Raw genomic sequence first — 14,891 nt, forward strand, 5'->3', positions numbered from 1 at the left:
GGGGTGACCGCACTCACGCAGCCCATCGTCTCCACAGCCGACCTGCTGTCCGCCATCGACAGTCCCAACGCGCCGGTCCTGGTCGATGTGCGGTGGCGGCTCGGTGGCCCGTCCGGGCGGGAGGACTACGCAGCGGGCCACCTCCCCGGTGCCGTCTACCTGGACTTGGACACCGATCTGGCCGCCGAGCCGGGGGAGGGCGGCAGGCACCCGCTGCCCGACCCTGCCGACCTGGAGCGGGTCCTGCGGGCCGCGGGCGTGCGGGCGGACCGGCCGGTGGTGGCCTACGACGCCGACAACGGGTCGGTCGCGGCGCGGGTCTGGTGGCTGCTGCGGTGGGCCGGGCACCAGGACGTGGCGGTGCTCGACGGCGGCTACGCGGCGTGGGTCGCGCATGGCGGGCCGGTGGACACGGCCGTGGTGGTGCCGCGACCGGGTGACATCGAGGTGCGTCCTGGCGGGATGCCGGTCCTCGACGCCGGGGACGCGGCGGCGATGGCGCGCGACGGGATCCTGCTCGACGCGCGGGCGCCGGAGCGGTACCGGGGCGACGTGGAGCCGATCGACCCGCGGGCCGGGCACGTGCCGGGCGCGGTCAACGCGCCGTTCGCGGGCCACCTCGGCGAAGACGGCCGGTGGAAGCGGGCGGGCGCGCTCGCCGAGCGGTTCGCCGAGATCGGGGTGCGCGCGGGCGAACCGGTCGGCGCCTACTGCGGCTCCGGCGTCACGGCGTCGTCGGTGGTGCTGGCGCTTGAAGTGGCCGGGGTGACGACGCCAGAGCGGCCCGCCGCGCTGTACGCGGGTTCGTGGTCGCACTGGTGCGTGGACCAGGGCAGGCCAGTGGCGACCGGCGACCAGCCCTAGCCGGTTAATCCTGCCCGACCCGGCCGTAGGTCCAGGGGTCGTGACCCTGCCAACCGGGGTTGTCGCGGTAGGGAACCGGTCCCACTAGTGCTGTGTCCATGAACGTTGTCGGGCTATCGGCGGATCCAGGTTTCCGCTGGGCGTGCCGCCGGAATGCCGCTCGTACTGGGTGTACTTGGGCGTTTCGGCGGTGCGGCCGGCGGGAAGCTGGGCCGTCGAGAGCCTGGCAACGTTCGTGGACACAGCACTAGGGTCGACACATGGGTGATCGAGCCACCGTCGTCTGGGACGCCTCCCTGCTCGGGTACGACCTGGGTGGTGAGCACCCGTTCAACCCGATCCGGCTCGAACTGACCATGCGCCTGGCCGCGGCGCTCGGGGTGTTGGACGGGGTGACCCTGCAGGTCCCGGAGCCCGCCGCCGAGTCCGATATCGAGCGCGTGCACGAGCTCGACTACGTGCGGGCCGTGCAGCGGGCGCCGACGGTCGGGTGGGATGTGGGGCATGGGCTTGGCTCGGCCGACAACCCGGTGTTCGACCGCATGCACACCGCGTCGGCGTTGGTCGTCGGCGGGTCGTTGTTGGGTGCCAGGCACATCGCGGAGGGCACGGTCGACCGGGCGGTGAGCATCGCGGGCGGTCTGCACCACGCGATGCGGGACCACGCGTCCGGGTTCTGTGTGTACAACGACTGCGCTGTGGCGATCTCGTGGTTGCTCGACAACGGGTTCGACCGCGTCGCGTACCTGGACGTCGACGTCCACCACGGCGACGGGGTGCAGGCGGCGTTCTATGACGATCCGCGGGTGCTGACCGTGTCGCTGCACCAGAGTCCGATGACGCTGTGGCCGGGCACCGGTTTCGTCAACGAACTCGGCGGCCGGGGCGCGCAGGGGTCGGCGGTCAACATCCCGCTGGCGCCGTACACCCGGGACGCGGCGTGGCTGCGCGCGTTCACCGGGGTGGTGCCGTCGCTGCTCAAGGCGTTCCGGCCGCAGATTCTGGTCACCCAGTGTGGCGTCGACACCCATGAGGAGGACCCGCTCGCCGACCTCGCCCTGTCTGTCGACGGCCACCGCGCGATCTACCGGACGCTGCGCGACTTGGCCGATCGGTACGCGGGTGGCAAGTGGCTGGCGACCGGCGGCGGTGGCTATCAGCTGCTGCGGGTGGTGCCTCGCTCGTGGACCCACCTGATCGCCACCGTGCTCGACCGCGACGTCGCCCCCGAGACCCGGGTGCCCGCGCAGTGGACCGCCTCGGTGCGCAAGATCGCGCCGAACGCCGACCTGCCGCTGACCATGAGCGACGGCCGGGACACCGCCTTCGAACCCTGGGACGGCGGGCTCGACCAGCCCGTCGACGCCGTGATCCGCGATGTGCGGCGCGCGGTGTTCCCGCTGCACGGCCTCGACCCGGACGACCCCCGGGACTGACGCCTCCGCGCGAAGGTGGGACCGATCTGGTTCGCTCTTACCGCGTGGGCCGAGTCCGCGCCCGATCTGGACGACCGAGGAACCGACGTGGCCGATTCAGCTGACGCGCCCGATCCCTACGCGTATCCGCGCGACTGGGAAGCCGATGTCGTGGCCGCCGACGGTCGCACCGTCCATCTGCGGCCCATCGTCCCCAGCGACGCCGACGCGCTGCTCGCCTTCCATGGCAGGCTCTCCGACCGCACCCGCTACTTCCGCTACTTCGCGCCGTACCCGCGGATCCCGGCCAAGGACCTGGTCCGATTCAGCACCGTCGACCACCACGATCGGGTGGCTTTCATCGCCCTGCTGGGGGACGACATCGTCGCCGTCGGGCGGTACGAGCGCCTGAAGGACCAGGACTCGGCCGAGGTGGCGTTCGTGGTCGAGGACGAGCACCAGCGGCGGGGGCTCGGGTCGATCCTGCTGGAGCACCTGGCCGCCGCCGCGCGGGAGCGGGGGCTGCGCCGGTTCGAGGCGGAGGTGCTGGCCGAGAACGCGCAGATGATCCGGGTGTTCCGCGACGCCGGGTACCAGGTCAGCCGCGAGTTCGAGGAGGGCGTGGCGCACCTGGAGTTCGACATCGACCCGACCGAGGACTCGGTGCGGGTGGCGTGGTCGCGCGAGCAGGCCGCCGAGGCGCGCAGTGTGCACAACCTGCTCAACCCACGCGCCGTCGCGGTGATCGGCGCCTCGACCGACGAGACCAAGATCGGGTACGCCGTCCTGCGGAACCTGCTCGCCGCTGGGTTCGCGGGTCCAGTGTTCCCGGTCAACGCCGAGCACCGGTCCGTGCGCGGGGTCCGGGCCTACCCGACTGTCCTCGATATCCCCGACCCGGTCGATCTCGCCGTCGTCGCCGTGCCCGCGTCCCGGGTCGACGATGTCATGGACGCGTGTATGGCCAAGGGTGTCCAAGCCCTCGTCGTGGTGACCTCCGGCTACGCCGAGACCGGCCCCAACGCCGAGCGCAGGCTCGTCGACGAGGCCCGCGCGCACGGCATGCGGGTGGTCGGCCCGAACGCGCTCGGGGTGATCAACCTGGACCCGAAGGTGCGGCTCAACGCCAGTCTCGCGCCGACGCTGCCCGCGCGCGGGCGGACCGGGTTCTTCTGTCAGTCCGGCGCGCTGGGCACGGCGATCCTGGCCGACGCCGCCGCGCGCGGGCTCGGTCTGTCGACGTTCGTCTCGGCGGGCAACCGGGCCGACGTGTCGGGCAACGACATGCTGCAGTACTGGGAGACCGATCCCGCGACCGACGTCGTGCTGCTCTACCTGGAGTCGTTCGGCAACCCGCGCAAGTTCGCCCGGCTGGCGCGCAGGCTGGGCCGCAGCAAGCCGATCGTGGCGGTCAAGTCCGGCCGCAACGCGGTGCTGCCCGCGCTGGCCGCGACCGGTGTCACGATCGACGACGCCAGCGTGCAGGCGCTGTTCGAGCAGGCGGGCGTGATCCGGGTCGAGTCGATCGCGCAGCTGTTCGACACCGCGCTCCTGCTGGCCCATCAGCCGCTGCCACCGGGGGAGCGGGTCGCGGTCGTCGGCAACTCGTCGGCCATCGGCGTGCTCGCCGCTGACGCCGCGCTGGCCCAGGACCTCGTGCTGGCGGGCGACCCGGTGGACGTCGGCGCGCAGGCCGGGCCCGAGGTGTTCGCCGCCGCGGTCGCCGACGCACTGCGCCGCGACGACGTGGACTCGCTGATCGTGGTGTTCGTGCCCCCGCTGGCCATCCCCGGCACGGCGTTCGCCCGCGCCCTGCGCGAGGCCGCCGCCGACGTCGCCGAGGCGGGGACAAAGCCGATCGTGTCGACGTTCCTCGCGGTGGAGGGCGTCCCCGCCGAACTGGTCGTGGCGGGCCCGGGCGGCGGTCCGGGCCGGGGCTCGATCCCGTCGTATCCGAGCCCGGAGCGGGCTGTGGCGGCGTTGGCCCGCGCCACCCGGTACGCCCGGTGGGCTTCGGCTCCACTCGGCGAATACCAGCGGCCAGAAGGGATCGACGCCGCGGCCGGGGCCGCCGTCGTGGCCGCGGCGGCCGTCGAAGGGTCCGAAGTGGACTTGACCGACGAGCAGACCCGCGCGCTGCTGGGCGCCTACGGCATCGACGTGATGCCGTATCGCGTGGTCGAGAGCGCCGACGAAGCTGTGGCGGCGGGCATGGACCTTGGGCTGCCGGTGGTGATGAAGACCGCCGACCCCCGGTTCCGCCGCCGCAACGACCTGGTCGGCGTGCGCCTGGACCTGACCGCGGAGGACGCCATCCGCGCCGCGCACGCCCAGCTGCGCGAAGTGTCCGGTGTGGACACGGTGTACGTGCAGCGGATGGCGCCCAAGGGGATCTCGTGCACGATCGGGCTGCAGGACGACCCGTCGTTCGGCTCCCTGCTGTCCTTCGGGCTGGCGGGCGTGATCAGCGACCTGCTCGGCGACCGCGCCTACCGGGCCGTCCCACTCACCGACGCCGACGCCGCCTCGATCGTCCGCGCGCCGCGCGCGGCACCGTTGCTGGCGGGCTACGGCGGCGGTGAGCCCGCCGACCTCAAAGCGTTGGAGGACCTGGTGCTGCGGGTCGCCGCGCTCGCCGAGGACCTGCCGGAGGTCCGGATCCTCACGGTGGAGCCGATCCTGGCCTCGGCCGCGGGCGCCTATGTGTCGGGCGGACACGCCAAGGTCGGCCCGCCGCCCACCCGGCCGGACGCGGGGCCCCGCAGGCTGCGCCCGCTGGCCGAGTCCCAGGACTAGCAACCAACGGTTGCGCGATGCGACGTGGTCGGCTAGCTTGATGTGCAACCAAACGTTGCACATTGAGGAGAGTGTGAGCATGGAGTACGGCAGCATCGAACGGGAGATCCACGTCGACGCCGCGCCGGAGGTGGTCTTCGAGGTCGTCAGCCGCCCCGAGCACATCTCGCAGTGGTGGACCGACGACGCCGAGGTCGAAGCCACCCCCGGCGCGGTGGGTGAGCTGGTCTGGGGCGACCGGGTCAACGTCGTCCCGATCAAGGTGGTGAACGTTGAGCCGCCTCGGTTGTTCTCGTTCCGCTGGTGCCATCCCGATGGCAGGGTCGACGCCGCCCAGTCGCTGCTGATCACCTTCGAGCTCACCCCGGCGGGCGCGGGCACCAGGATCCGGCTTACCGAGACCGGGTTCCGGGAGATGGGCTGGACGGCGGCGAAGGTGGCGGAGCAGTACCGCGAACACAGTGTCGGTTGGGACACCTTCGTTCCCCGGCTCGGCGAGTACCTCGCGCGGCTGGTGTCGACTCCATGACCGCCGCCGTCGACGACGACCTGTGGTCCGCGATCGGGGATCCGACCCGTCGGCGGATGCTCGACCTGCTCCTGGCCGACGGCGACGGCACCGCCACCAGTCTCAGTGAACGGCTGCCCGTGACCCGGCAGGCCGTCGCGAAGCATCTCGGCGTGCTCGACCGCGTCGGCCTGGTGCACGCCGCGCCCGCCGGGCGCGAGCGGAGGTACCGGGTGGACGAGGCGCAACTCGCCCGCGCGGTCGCGCAGCTCTCGTCGGTGGGGGCGGCGTGGGACGCCCGGCTCCGCCGGATCAAGCGGATCGCCGAGGCCATTCAGCGCGGGAAAGACCAGTGAACGCACATGGAAGGAAGAGTCAAATGGTGGACATCCTGCACAGGGTAGGAATCAAATCGCCGGTGGCCGAGGTCTACGCGGCCCTGACCACCGTCGAGGGGCTCGCGGGCTGGTGGACGACCGACACCCAAGGCGACGGCGACGATCTCGGCGGCGTGCTCCGGTTCCGGTTCGGGGCGGGCGGATTCGACATGAAGGTCCTCGACCTCGACCCGGGCAAGCGCGTGCTGTGGGAGGTGGTCGACGGGCCCGAGGAGTGGATCGGCACCGAGGTGGCCTGGAACCTCGATCAGGTGGACGACCACACCGTCGTGCTCTTCCATCACCGAGGCTGGAAGGAGCCGGTGGAGTTCATGCACCACTGCAGCACCAAGTGGGCGGTCTTCCTGATGAGCCTGAAATCGCTGGTCGAGACCGGGACAGGCGCGCCGGATCCGCACGACGTCAAGATCGACAACTGGAACTGAGTCAGCAGGTCCGGTTGGCGTTGAGGCAGTCGACCACGGCCGCGATCCGCGCCTCGGAGCGCGCGCTGACGAGGTGCGCGTGGTCGGTCAGGGCTGTCGGTGGGGCGGCCGTCCCAGCAATCGGGGAAGTCGAACACTCGCACGGTTCGGCCGGTGCAGTCTGGATAGCTCGTTACCGAGTCCGGTGCGATGACCGGGGCGTTATGGTCGGCGCCCGCGCGGTTGCTGCCGACGCCTTCACCACGGACAACGCCCTCACGGCCGGGCCGACGACGTGCCGCGACGGCGACCCGTCGACGTTCTCCTGGCCGGGGTCGGGACACGGCGGGCCGAGATCGCCCGTCGTCAGGGCGGCCTGCGGTACGCCAATTTCGCCGGGTGGTGCGCTCGGCGGCACGTGGCTGACCAGGCGGATCGGCCCGCCGCCACCGCGGGAACCGAAGGCGCTCGCCTACTTAGTGCTAGTGATCACATAGCCCGGTCGACCACGACCGCCACGCCGAGTCCGGCGGCTCCGCTCACCCCGGCCACCCCGACCCGGCCGGACCGCCGCTCCAGTTCCTCGACGCAGTCGCCGACCATGATCGCGCCGGTGGCGCCGAAGGCGTGGCCGGTGGCGATGGTGCCGCCGCTGGGGTTGAGCCGCTCCGGTCCGGCGTCGAAGTCGCGGCGCAGGCGCAGGCAGAGCGCGGCGAAGGCCTCGGCGAACTGGAACACCGCGACCTCGCCGGGCAGCACGCTCGCCCGGCGCATGGCCGCCGACATCGCCGCCTGTCCCGCGGTGAGCATGGTGACCGGGTCGTGGGCGACCACCGCCGAGGACACCAGCCGCGCCCGCGGGGTCATGCCTAATCGCCGGGCCGCCCGCGCGTCGCCGATCAGCAGCAGGGCGGCGCCGTCGGCGGTGGCGGGGGAGGTGGCCACGGTGTGCCGGTGCTCGATCCGGTCCGGCCACGCCCGGCTCGACAGCGCGAGTTCGTCCTGTCCGTCCGCGCCGATCGCGGCGAAGGCGGGCGGCAGCGCGGCCAGCGTCGTGCGCGAGGTGCGGGGTCGGACCAACTCGTCGCGGGTCAGTCCGCCGAGGGGGACCAGCGACCGGTCGAACGCGTCGGCCCGCCACGCCGCGGCCGCTTTGTGGTGTGACTCCAAGGCGAAGGCGTCGAGATCGTCGCGGGTGAAGCCGTCGATGGTGGCGTTGAGATCAGCGGCTATTCCCATGTGGACGGACCCGGTCCTGGCCACCACCTCCGCGTCTATCCACAGTGGAGCGCGGTCGCTGAACATGGGGACGCGGGAGACGCTCTCGACCCCGCCCGCCACCGCAAGGCCGAGTTCGCCGACCTTGACCCTGGCTGCGACCTGGGCCACCGCGTCGATCCCCGACGCGCAGAACCGGTTGACCGTGATCCCCGGCACGTGGTCGCCCCAGCCCGCGAGCAGCGTGGCTGTCCTGGCCAGGTTGCCGCCCTGCTCGCCCACCTGCGACGCGCAGCCGACCACCACGTCCTCGACCGTGCCCGGGTCGAACCCGCCCCGCTCGACCAGCGCCCGCTGCAGGCCTGTGACCAGGTCCAACGCGCTGAGCTGGTGCAGCCCTCCGGTGCTGGTACCCCGTCCGCGCGCGGTGCGGACGTAGTCCAACACATAGACCTCGTTCATCCACACCTCCCTGGTGGACCCCGTGTAGTTGTAGTCTCGAATTCACGGCCCAGGCAAGGATGGGGGGACTGTGGACGTCGAGATCCTCGGTCGCGCGCTGAGCACCTTGCCCAGCGACGACGACCATCCCTACCGCACCGGCCCCTGGCGCCCGCAGACCGTCGAACGCGCCGCGACCGATCTCGATGTCGTCGGCGAGCTGCCCGCCGATCTCGACGGCGTCTATCTGCGCAACACCGAGAACCCCGTGCACCCAGCGATCGCCGAGTATCACCCGTTCGACGGCGACGGGATGGTGCACGTGGTCGGGTTCCGCGACGGCAAGGCGTTCTACCGCAACCGCTTCGTGCGCACCGACGGCTTCCTGGCCGAACAGGCCGCCGCGCGTCCGCTGTGGGCGGGCATCGCCGAGCCGCCGGAGTGTGCGCTGCGACCGGGCTGGGGCGCCCGCGGCGGGCTCAAAGACGCGTCCAGCACCGACATCGTGGTGCACGCGGGCGTCGCGCTGACCAGCTTCTACCAGTGCGGCGAGCTCTACCGGCTTGACCCGCTGACCCTCGACACGCTCGGCAAGTCCACTTGGGACGGTAAGTTCCCGGCCTGCGGAGTGTCCGCGCACACCAAGGTCGACCCGGCGACCGGTGAGCTGCTGTTCTTCAACTACAGCAAGGAAAAACCCTATCTGAACTACGGTGTGGTCGACTCCGACAACCGGCTCGCGCACTACGTCGAGGTGGACCTGCCCGGACCCCGCCTGCCGCACGACATGGCGTTCACCGAGAACTACGCGATCCTCAACGACTGCCCGCTGTTCTGGTCGCCGGACCTGCTCGCCGAAGGCAAGCACGCCGCCCGGTTCCACCCCGAACTCCCGCTGCGGCTGGGCGTGGTCCCGCGCCGCGGCGGCGACGTGCGGTGGTTCGAGGCCGAGCCGACATTCGTGCTGCACTTCGTCAACGCGTACGAGGATGGGGAGTCGATCGTCGTCGACGGGTTCTTCCAGGGCGACCCGGAAGGGCAGCGCGGATCGTTCCCCGGCGACCGGCGCTACGCGCGGATGTTCCGCATGCTCTCCCTCGACGGGATGCAGACGCGGCTGCACCGCTGGCGGCTGAACCTGCGCACGGGGACCACCGTCGAGGAACGAATGACCGAGTCGATCACCGAGTTCGGTATGATCAACTCCGGCAGCGCGGGACGTCCCTACCGCTACGCGTACGCCTCGACGGGGGAGCCGGGCTGGTTCCTGTTCGACGGTCTGGTCAAACACGACCTGTCCACCGGCCGCGAGGAGCGCTACCGCTACGGGCCGGGCGTCTACGGCAGCGAGACCGCGTTCGCGCCCAGGGCGGGCGCCCAAGACGAGGACGACGGCTACCTGATCACCATGACCACTGACATGACCTCGGACCTGTCCGAATGCCTGGTGTTCGACGCCCGCCGGGTCGCCGACGGACCGGTCGCCCGGCTCCGGCTGCCCGAGCGGGTCTCCAGCGGCACCCACAGCACGTGGGCGGCTGGCGCGGACCTGCCCGGCTGGCGCGACGCCGACCACCCGGCGAGCGCGATCGGCCTGCCCACGGCATGATCCACCCGCCGGACACGCCCACCGCCCTGCATCCCGGTGGCGACAACTCGATCGCGTACCTCATCGGCGTCCTTGCCGACGAGTGGACGATGCTGATCCTGAGCCACGCCGTGCGGGGCGTCGACCGGTTCGACCAGTGGCTGGAGCTGCTGCCGATCACCCCGTCGCTGCTCGCGGGCAGGCTGCGCCGCATGACCGAACTCGGCTTGGTGGTCCCGGTCGACGACCGCCATCTCCTGACCCGCCGCGGCGTCGCGCTGTGGCCGCTCATCGTCAGCGTGGTCGCCTGGGAGGGCGACTGGGGCGACGACCACGCCGAGCCACTGCCGCTGCTGTGGCACCGCCCGTGCGGCACCCAGGTGAAACCCCGGATGGCCTGCGGGACCTGCGGTGAGTCGGTGGCCAGGCAGGACGTGGTCGGCGAGTTCGGCCCCAGCGGCTCGTGGCCGCGGTCGGCGCCCAGCGCCGCGACCCGGCGGCAGCCAGGGGGATCGGCCAGCCTCGGACCCGCGTTCTACCCGCACAGCCGCGCGCTCATAGGCAACCGGTGGTCGGCGGCGATGCTCGGCTCGATCTTCCTCGGCGCGACGAGGTTCTCCCAGTTCCACCGCCAGGTCGGCGCTCCCGCCACAGTGATCGCCGATCGGCTGCGCGTCTTCCGCGAGATCGGCGTGCTCACCGCGACCGGCGAGCAGGACCCGCCGGACCGTGCGACGTTCAAGCTCACCGAGAAGGGCCGCGAGTTCTTCCCGGTGGTGCTGTCCGGCCTGCAGTGGTGCCGCGAGTGGTTCGTCGCGCCGGAGGGCCCGGCCATCGACTTCGCCCACCGCGGCACCGACCACCGGTTCACCCTGCGGCTGGTGTGCCCGGGCTGCGCGGAACCGCTGGCAGGGCGCGACATCGAGGTGACGGTGCAACCTGGCTAGCCGCCCGCTCCGTCCCCCTTCCATGAACCGTTTCGGAATCGCCATAGCCGTGTTGATCGCGCTGGCGGGCTGCGGCACCCCGCGGTCGGCCGGTCCAGAACTCCCGCCCGCGTCGAGCGCGCCGAACGTGCAGCCCGGGGTCACCCCACCGGCGCAGGGCACCCCAGTGCCCGCGAACCGGGTCGACGGGGGTGCCTTGCCTGAGGGGTTTCCGCGGACCGTGTGGACCGAGGAAGGCGGGGCGACGTTGCGGGTTGTCGCTCAGGAGGGCGGCTGTGGGAAGGCCAGTGTCGAGGTGGCTGAGCAGTCGGCGGCCAGGGTCGCGCTGACCTTGATCGAGACCACGCCGTCCGAGCCGCGACAGTGCACGTTGGACATTCGGTTCCCGGAGCTGCGGGTCGACCTGGACAAGCCGCTGGGGGAGCGCACTGTGGTGTTGCGTGCCGAGCGGCGGACCGCTTAGGACGGCCTGCTTTGGCTGCCCGTTCTGCTGGGCCCCTTGCGGGAGTGCTGCAGTAGGGCGGGTGTCCCGATGCAACCCGCTGTGGGCCTAGTACCGTCCTTTCACCATGAAGACCTCGATGTTCGCCGCTGGAGCAGCCCTGGCCCTGCTCGCCCTGACAGCGTGTGGCCAGCAGGCCGACCAGGCCACCGGCGCGGGATCGTCGACGACGTCCCCGCCGAGTTCCACCACCACGGCCGCGCCCACCACGGCGCCGTCGTCGGTGAGTCCGACGGCTCCGGCCACCACCCCCGCCCCGGGTAAGCCCACAGAGCCGCCCGTCACCGGTGTCCCGGCCGAGTTCGCGCCGCTGCCCGCGGGGCAGGTCGAGTCGAAGTCGCTGCCCGACACCTATAACGAGCGGCGGGTCTGGTCGTCGCCGGACGGTAAGACGTTGCAGCTGATCGGCATGGCGCGGGACGCGTGCGAGGTGATCGAGGGAGTGGTCGAGGAGTTCTCCGCCACGACCGTTCGCATCGCGCTGCGGCCCATGGCGCAGCCACAGGGCGGGCCCGAGGGCCAGGCGTGCGCCATGGTCATCACCCCGAAGCCGGTGACCGTGCCGCTGCGCGAGCCGCTGGGCAAGCGCACGGTCATCGTGACCGCCGACATCTAGACCTTCTCCGTTCGGTGAGCGCGGGCGTGGTCCTTCGGGGCTGCGCCCGCGTTGTCGTGAACGGTGCCCTTCGTCACGCGGATCGCCGGGTTTTCCGGCTTGATCGCGGCGAATTCCGGGCTTCACGGTGTTACCGGTAAGTAATTTACCGGGTCGGCTTGCGATTTGAACCTCCCAGGTCGGATGGGCAGTCGATCGTGATCCGATCATGAGTCGCCGATCTTGTTGTCACCCTGGGTAAGTGTTACGCGAGGCCGTCCTGGGGAAATAGACCCAGATCACACGCCTTTGCCTTCTTTGGTTGCTCATGGTTAACGTCGCTGGGAACGTCACGGTTCGGTTACGAGGGCATGGCCACCTGGCCAACCGGGATCCCCCGCCCGGGGCCCGACCGGATCTCCCCGAGACGGAAGGCACTATCGCTATGTCCTGCACGGCCACAGACGGCAGTAAACGTCTCCCGGCACCGGCCGGGTTCCTGCCCACGCGGCACACGCCGCGCAAGCACCTTATGGCGGCGGTTCTCGCCGCGGGAGCGGTCCTCACCGTGGGCGCCCCCCTCGTCGCGGGTTCGCCCGCCGCTGAGCCCGACAGCCGGGTCCAGGAAGTCCTGCGGATGGCTTACTCCACTCCGCTGGCCAAGGCGGGCAACCAGCCCGCGCTGGTCGCCCCGCGCCCGGTCGCCATCGACCCGGCTGCCGAGGCGCGCAAGCTTGACCTCGCCGCCCAGTTCGAACAGCGCAAGCGCGACCAGGCCGCCGCGGCCGAGCAGCAGCGCCTGGCCGAGCAGCAGGCCGCCGAGAAGAAAGCCGCTGAGCAGCGGGCCGCCGAGCAGCAGGCGGCTAAGCAGAAGGCCGCGGCCGAGAAGGCCGCCCGTGGCTTCGTGCGTCCGGTCGAAGGCAGGCTCACCTCGACCTTCGGTGCCCGCTGGGGCACCACCCACTACGGCATCGACATCGCCAACAGCATCGGCACCCCGATCGTGTCCGTCGCGGCGGGCACAGTGATCGAGGCGGGTCCGGCCAGCGGCTTCGGCCTCTGGGTCCGCGTCCAGCACGACGACGGCACCGTGACGATCTACGGCCACGTCAACGAGATCATCGCCAAGACCGGCACCCGGGTCACCGCGGGCCAGAAGATCGCGACCGTGGGCAACCGCGGCCAGTCGACCGGCCCGCACCTGCACTTCGAGGTGTGGCTGGGCGGCTCGAAGAAGACCGACCCGATCGCCTGGCTACGCCAGCGCGGCGTCGGGCTGTGACATGGCACGGCCTCCGGCCGTGCGGCTCGGCCGCCTTCAGGTGACGGTTTCGGGCGCCACGAACACGACGACTGCGTCGCGTGCCCGTGGCGCCCGAAACCGTCACCGCGGCCGAGCGTCGTTGGCGAGTTTCACGAAGTTCCACGACCCCCGCCGGCCAAGCTGCGGTCGCCCTTCTCTGCTCATCTGCCGCTGCTGTGGTGGCGGCGATCTGGGGTGATCAGCGGCGGAACGAGATCTGTAGGGTCGGCGCCGAGGTGCCTGCGAAGAAGTCGTTGCCCTTGTCATCGACGACGATGAACGCGGGGAAGTCCTCGACCTCGATCTTCCATACCGCCTCCATCCCCAGCTCCGCGTACTCCAGGACGTCGACCTTCTTGATGCAGTCCTGGGCCAGCCGCGCGGCCGGGCCGCCGATGGAGCCGAGGTAGAAGCCGCCGTGGGTCTGGCAGGCGTCGGTGACCTGCATGGAGCGGTTGCCCTTGGCGAGCATGACCATCGACCCGCCCGCGGCCTGGAACTGCTCGACGTAGGAGTCCATGCGGCCCGCGGTGGTCGGGCCGAAGGATCCAGACGCGTAGCCGGTGGGCGTCTTGGCCGGTCCGGCGTAGTACACCGGGTGGTCCTTGAGGTACTGCGGCATCGGCTCGCCCGCGTCGAGGCGTTCCTTGATCTTGGCGTGGGCGATGTCGCGAGCCACGACCAGCGGGCCGGTCAGCGACAGGCGGGTCTTGACCGGTAGCGCGGCCAGGGTGGCCCGGATCTCGTCCATCGGGCGGGTCAGGTCGATCCTGACCACGTCGTCGGACAGGTCCTCGCCGGTGATCTCCGGGAGGAACCGGGCCGGGTCGCGCTCCAGCTGCTCCAGGTAGACGCCGTCGGGGGTGATCTTCGCCTTGGCCTGGCGGTCGGCCGAGCACGACACCGCGAGGCCGACCGGGCAGGACGCGCCGTGGCGGGGCAGCCGGATGACCCGGACGTCGTGGCAGAAGTACTTGCCGCCGAACTGGGCGCCGATGCCGAACTGGCGGGTCATCTCCAGCACCTGCTGCTCGAGGTCGACGTCGCGGAAGGCGTGGCCCGCCGCCGAGCCCGAGGTGGGCAGGGTGTCGAGGTAGCGGGCGGAGGCGAGCTTGGCGACCTTGAGGTTCTGCTCGGCCGACAGCCCGCCGACGACGATGGCCAGGTGGTACGGCGGACAGGCCGCGGTGCCCAGGCCGCGCAGCTTCTCGTCGAGGAACTTGGCCAGCCGCGTCGGGTTCAGGACGGCCTTGGTCTCCTGGTACAGGAACGTCTTGTTCGCCGAACCGCCGCCCTTGGCCATGAACAGGAACTCGTAGGACGGGTCCGTGCCGGGCTTGGTGTGGATGTCGATCTGCGCGGGCAGGTTGGTGCCGGTGTTCTTCTCGTCCCAGAACGTCACCGGGGCCATCTGCGAGTACCGCAGGTTCAGCTCCTGGTAGGCCTCGAACACCCCGCGCGAGAGTGCCTGCTCGTCGGCGCCGCCGGTCAGCACGGTCTCGGTGCGCTTGCCCATGACGATCGCGGTGCCCGTGTCCTGACACATCGGCAGCACGCCGCCCGCGGAGATGCACGCGTTGCGCAGCAGGTCGGTGGCCACGAACCGGTCGTTGGCGCTGGCCTCCGGGTCGTCGACGATCGCGCGCAGCTGCGCCAGGTGCGACGGCCGCAGCAGGTGCTGGATGTCCTTGACGGCCTCCTTGGCCAGCAGGGTCAGCACGTCCGGGTCGACCTCGAGGAACCGGCGTCCAGCGGCCTCGACGACCCGCACACCCTCGGCGGTGACCAGCCGGTATTCAGTGGTGTGGTCCGGGCCGAGCGGCAGCACGTCGGTGTACTCGAAATTCGTGGTGGCGGTCACGATCTGCGGGCTCCCTTGCGCGCGTCCAATTCCCTAGGAACCTACTCGCCC

General features: G+C 71.2%; 13 protein-coding genes. 11 read left to right on the forward strand and 2 right to left on the reverse strand.

Annotated features, from left to right (window positions below; translation table 11 throughout):
* Positions 1-3 precede the first annotated feature (3 nt).
* The 6 genes from BN1701_RS03865 to BN1701_RS03890 all read left to right on the forward strand — a co-directional run bounded on the left by BN1701_RS03865 (position 4) and on the right by BN1701_RS03890 (position 6,406).
* Positions 4-864, forward strand: a complete 861-nt coding sequence (locus BN1701_RS03865; RefSeq protein ID WP_054045549.1) for a sulfurtransferase — start codon at positions 4-6, stop codon at positions 862-864.
* Positions 865-1,124: 260 nt separating this feature from the next.
* Complete coding sequence (locus BN1701_RS03870) at positions 1,125-2,300, forward strand: acetoin utilization protein AcuC (RefSeq protein WP_054045550.1); 1,176 nt, start codon at positions 1,125-1,127, stop codon at positions 2,298-2,300.
* 87 nt (positions 2,301-2,387) lie between these two features.
* Positions 2,388-5,075: a bifunctional GNAT family N-acetyltransferase/acetate--CoA ligase family protein gene (locus tag BN1701_RS03875; RefSeq protein ID WP_054055596.1), complete on the forward strand. Its 2,688-nt coding sequence runs from the start codon at positions 2,388-2,390 to the stop codon at positions 5,073-5,075.
* 79 nt (positions 5,076-5,154) lie between these two features.
* The gene (locus BN1701_RS03880) at positions 5,155-5,604 is read left to right on the forward strand and encodes an SRPBCC domain-containing protein (protein WP_054045553.1); all 450 of its coding nucleotides are present in this window, start codon (positions 5,155-5,157) and stop codon (positions 5,602-5,604) included.
* Complete coding sequence (locus tag BN1701_RS03885) at positions 5,601-5,939, forward strand: metalloregulator ArsR/SmtB family transcription factor (RefSeq protein WP_054045555.1); 339 nt, start codon at positions 5,601-5,603, stop codon at positions 5,937-5,939. The genes BN1701_RS03880 and BN1701_RS03885 overlap by 4 nt, the downstream gene beginning before the upstream one ends.
* Before the next feature lie 62 nt (positions 5,940-6,001).
* On the forward strand, positions 6,002-6,406 hold the full coding sequence (locus tag BN1701_RS03890) for an SRPBCC domain-containing protein (RefSeq protein WP_231949472.1): 405 nt from the start codon (positions 6,002-6,004) through the stop codon (positions 6,404-6,406).
* Positions 6,407-6,874: 468 nt separating this feature from the next.
* On the opposite strand, the gene BN1701_RS03895 is transcribed toward BN1701_RS03890, so the two are convergent.
* A complete protein-coding gene (locus tag BN1701_RS03895; RefSeq protein ID WP_054045559.1) occupies positions 6,875-8,065 on the reverse strand; it encodes an acetyl-CoA C-acyltransferase in 1,191 nt (396 codons plus the stop codon).
* 70 nt (positions 8,066-8,135) lie between these two features.
* Between BN1701_RS03895 and BN1701_RS03900 the strand changes: the two genes are divergently transcribed.
* From BN1701_RS03900 to BN1701_RS03920, 5 genes are all read left to right on the forward strand, one after another.
* Positions 8,136-9,653, forward strand: a complete 1,518-nt coding sequence (locus BN1701_RS03900; RefSeq protein WP_054045560.1) for a carotenoid oxygenase family protein — start codon at positions 8,136-8,138, stop codon at positions 9,651-9,653.
* Entirely contained in the window at positions 9,650-10,579 is a 930-nt protein-coding gene (locus BN1701_RS03905) for a helix-turn-helix domain-containing protein (RefSeq protein ID WP_054045562.1), read from the forward strand. The genes BN1701_RS03900 and BN1701_RS03905 overlap by 4 nt, the downstream gene beginning before the upstream one ends.
* Positions 10,580-10,601: 22 nt before the next feature.
* The gene (locus BN1701_RS03910; RefSeq protein ID WP_067520503.1) at positions 10,602-11,042 is read left to right on the forward strand and encodes a hypothetical protein; all 441 of its coding nucleotides are present in this window, start codon (positions 10,602-10,604) and stop codon (positions 11,040-11,042) included.
* Between the two features lie 106 nt (positions 11,043-11,148).
* Complete coding sequence (locus BN1701_RS03915; RefSeq protein WP_054045566.1) at positions 11,149-11,697, forward strand: hypothetical protein; 549 nt, start codon at positions 11,149-11,151, stop codon at positions 11,695-11,697.
* Between the two features lie 547 nt (positions 11,698-12,244).
* On the forward strand, positions 12,245-12,958 hold the full coding sequence (locus BN1701_RS03920; protein ID WP_231949473.1) for a M23 family metallopeptidase: 714 nt from the start codon (positions 12,245-12,247) through the stop codon (positions 12,956-12,958).
* Between the two features lie 220 nt (positions 12,959-13,178).
* Here the strand turns inward: BN1701_RS03920 and BN1701_RS03925 are convergent, their stop codons facing one another.
* Entirely contained in the window at positions 13,179-14,840 is a 1,662-nt protein-coding gene (locus BN1701_RS03925; RefSeq protein WP_054045570.1) for a fumarate hydratase, read from the reverse strand.
* Positions 14,841-14,891 lie beyond the last annotated feature (51 nt).

It is taken from the genome of Alloactinosynnema sp. L-07, assembly GCF_900070365.1.
Lineage (GTDB): Bacteria > Actinomycetota > Actinomycetes > Mycobacteriales > Pseudonocardiaceae > Actinokineospora.

Excerpts from the sequence above, each read along its gene's own strand:
- BN1701_RS03870 (WP_054045550.1), top strand. The coding sequence starts at position 1,125 with ATGGGTGATCGAGCCACCGTCGTCTGGGACGCCTCCCTGCTCGGGTAC.
- BN1701_RS03880 (WP_054045553.1), top strand. The coding sequence starts at position 5,155 with ATGGAGTACGGCAGCATCGAACGGGAGATCCACGTCGACGCCGCGCCG.
- BN1701_RS03885 (WP_054045555.1), top strand. The coding sequence starts at position 5,601 with ATGACCGCCGCCGTCGACGACGACCTGTGGTCCGCGATCGGGGATCCG.
- BN1701_RS03895 (WP_054045559.1), bottom strand. The coding sequence starts at position 8,065 with ATGAACGAGGTCTATGTGTTGGACTACGTCCGCACCGCGCGCGGACGG.
- BN1701_RS03905 (WP_054045562.1), top strand. The coding sequence starts at position 9,650 with ATGATCCACCCGCCGGACACGCCCACCGCCCTGCATCCCGGTGGCGAC.
- BN1701_RS03910 (WP_067520503.1), top strand. The coding sequence starts at position 10,602 with ATGAACCGTTTCGGAATCGCCATAGCCGTGTTGATCGCGCTGGCGGGC.
- BN1701_RS03915 (WP_054045566.1), top strand. The coding sequence starts at position 11,149 with ATGAAGACCTCGATGTTCGCCGCTGGAGCAGCCCTGGCCCTGCTCGCC.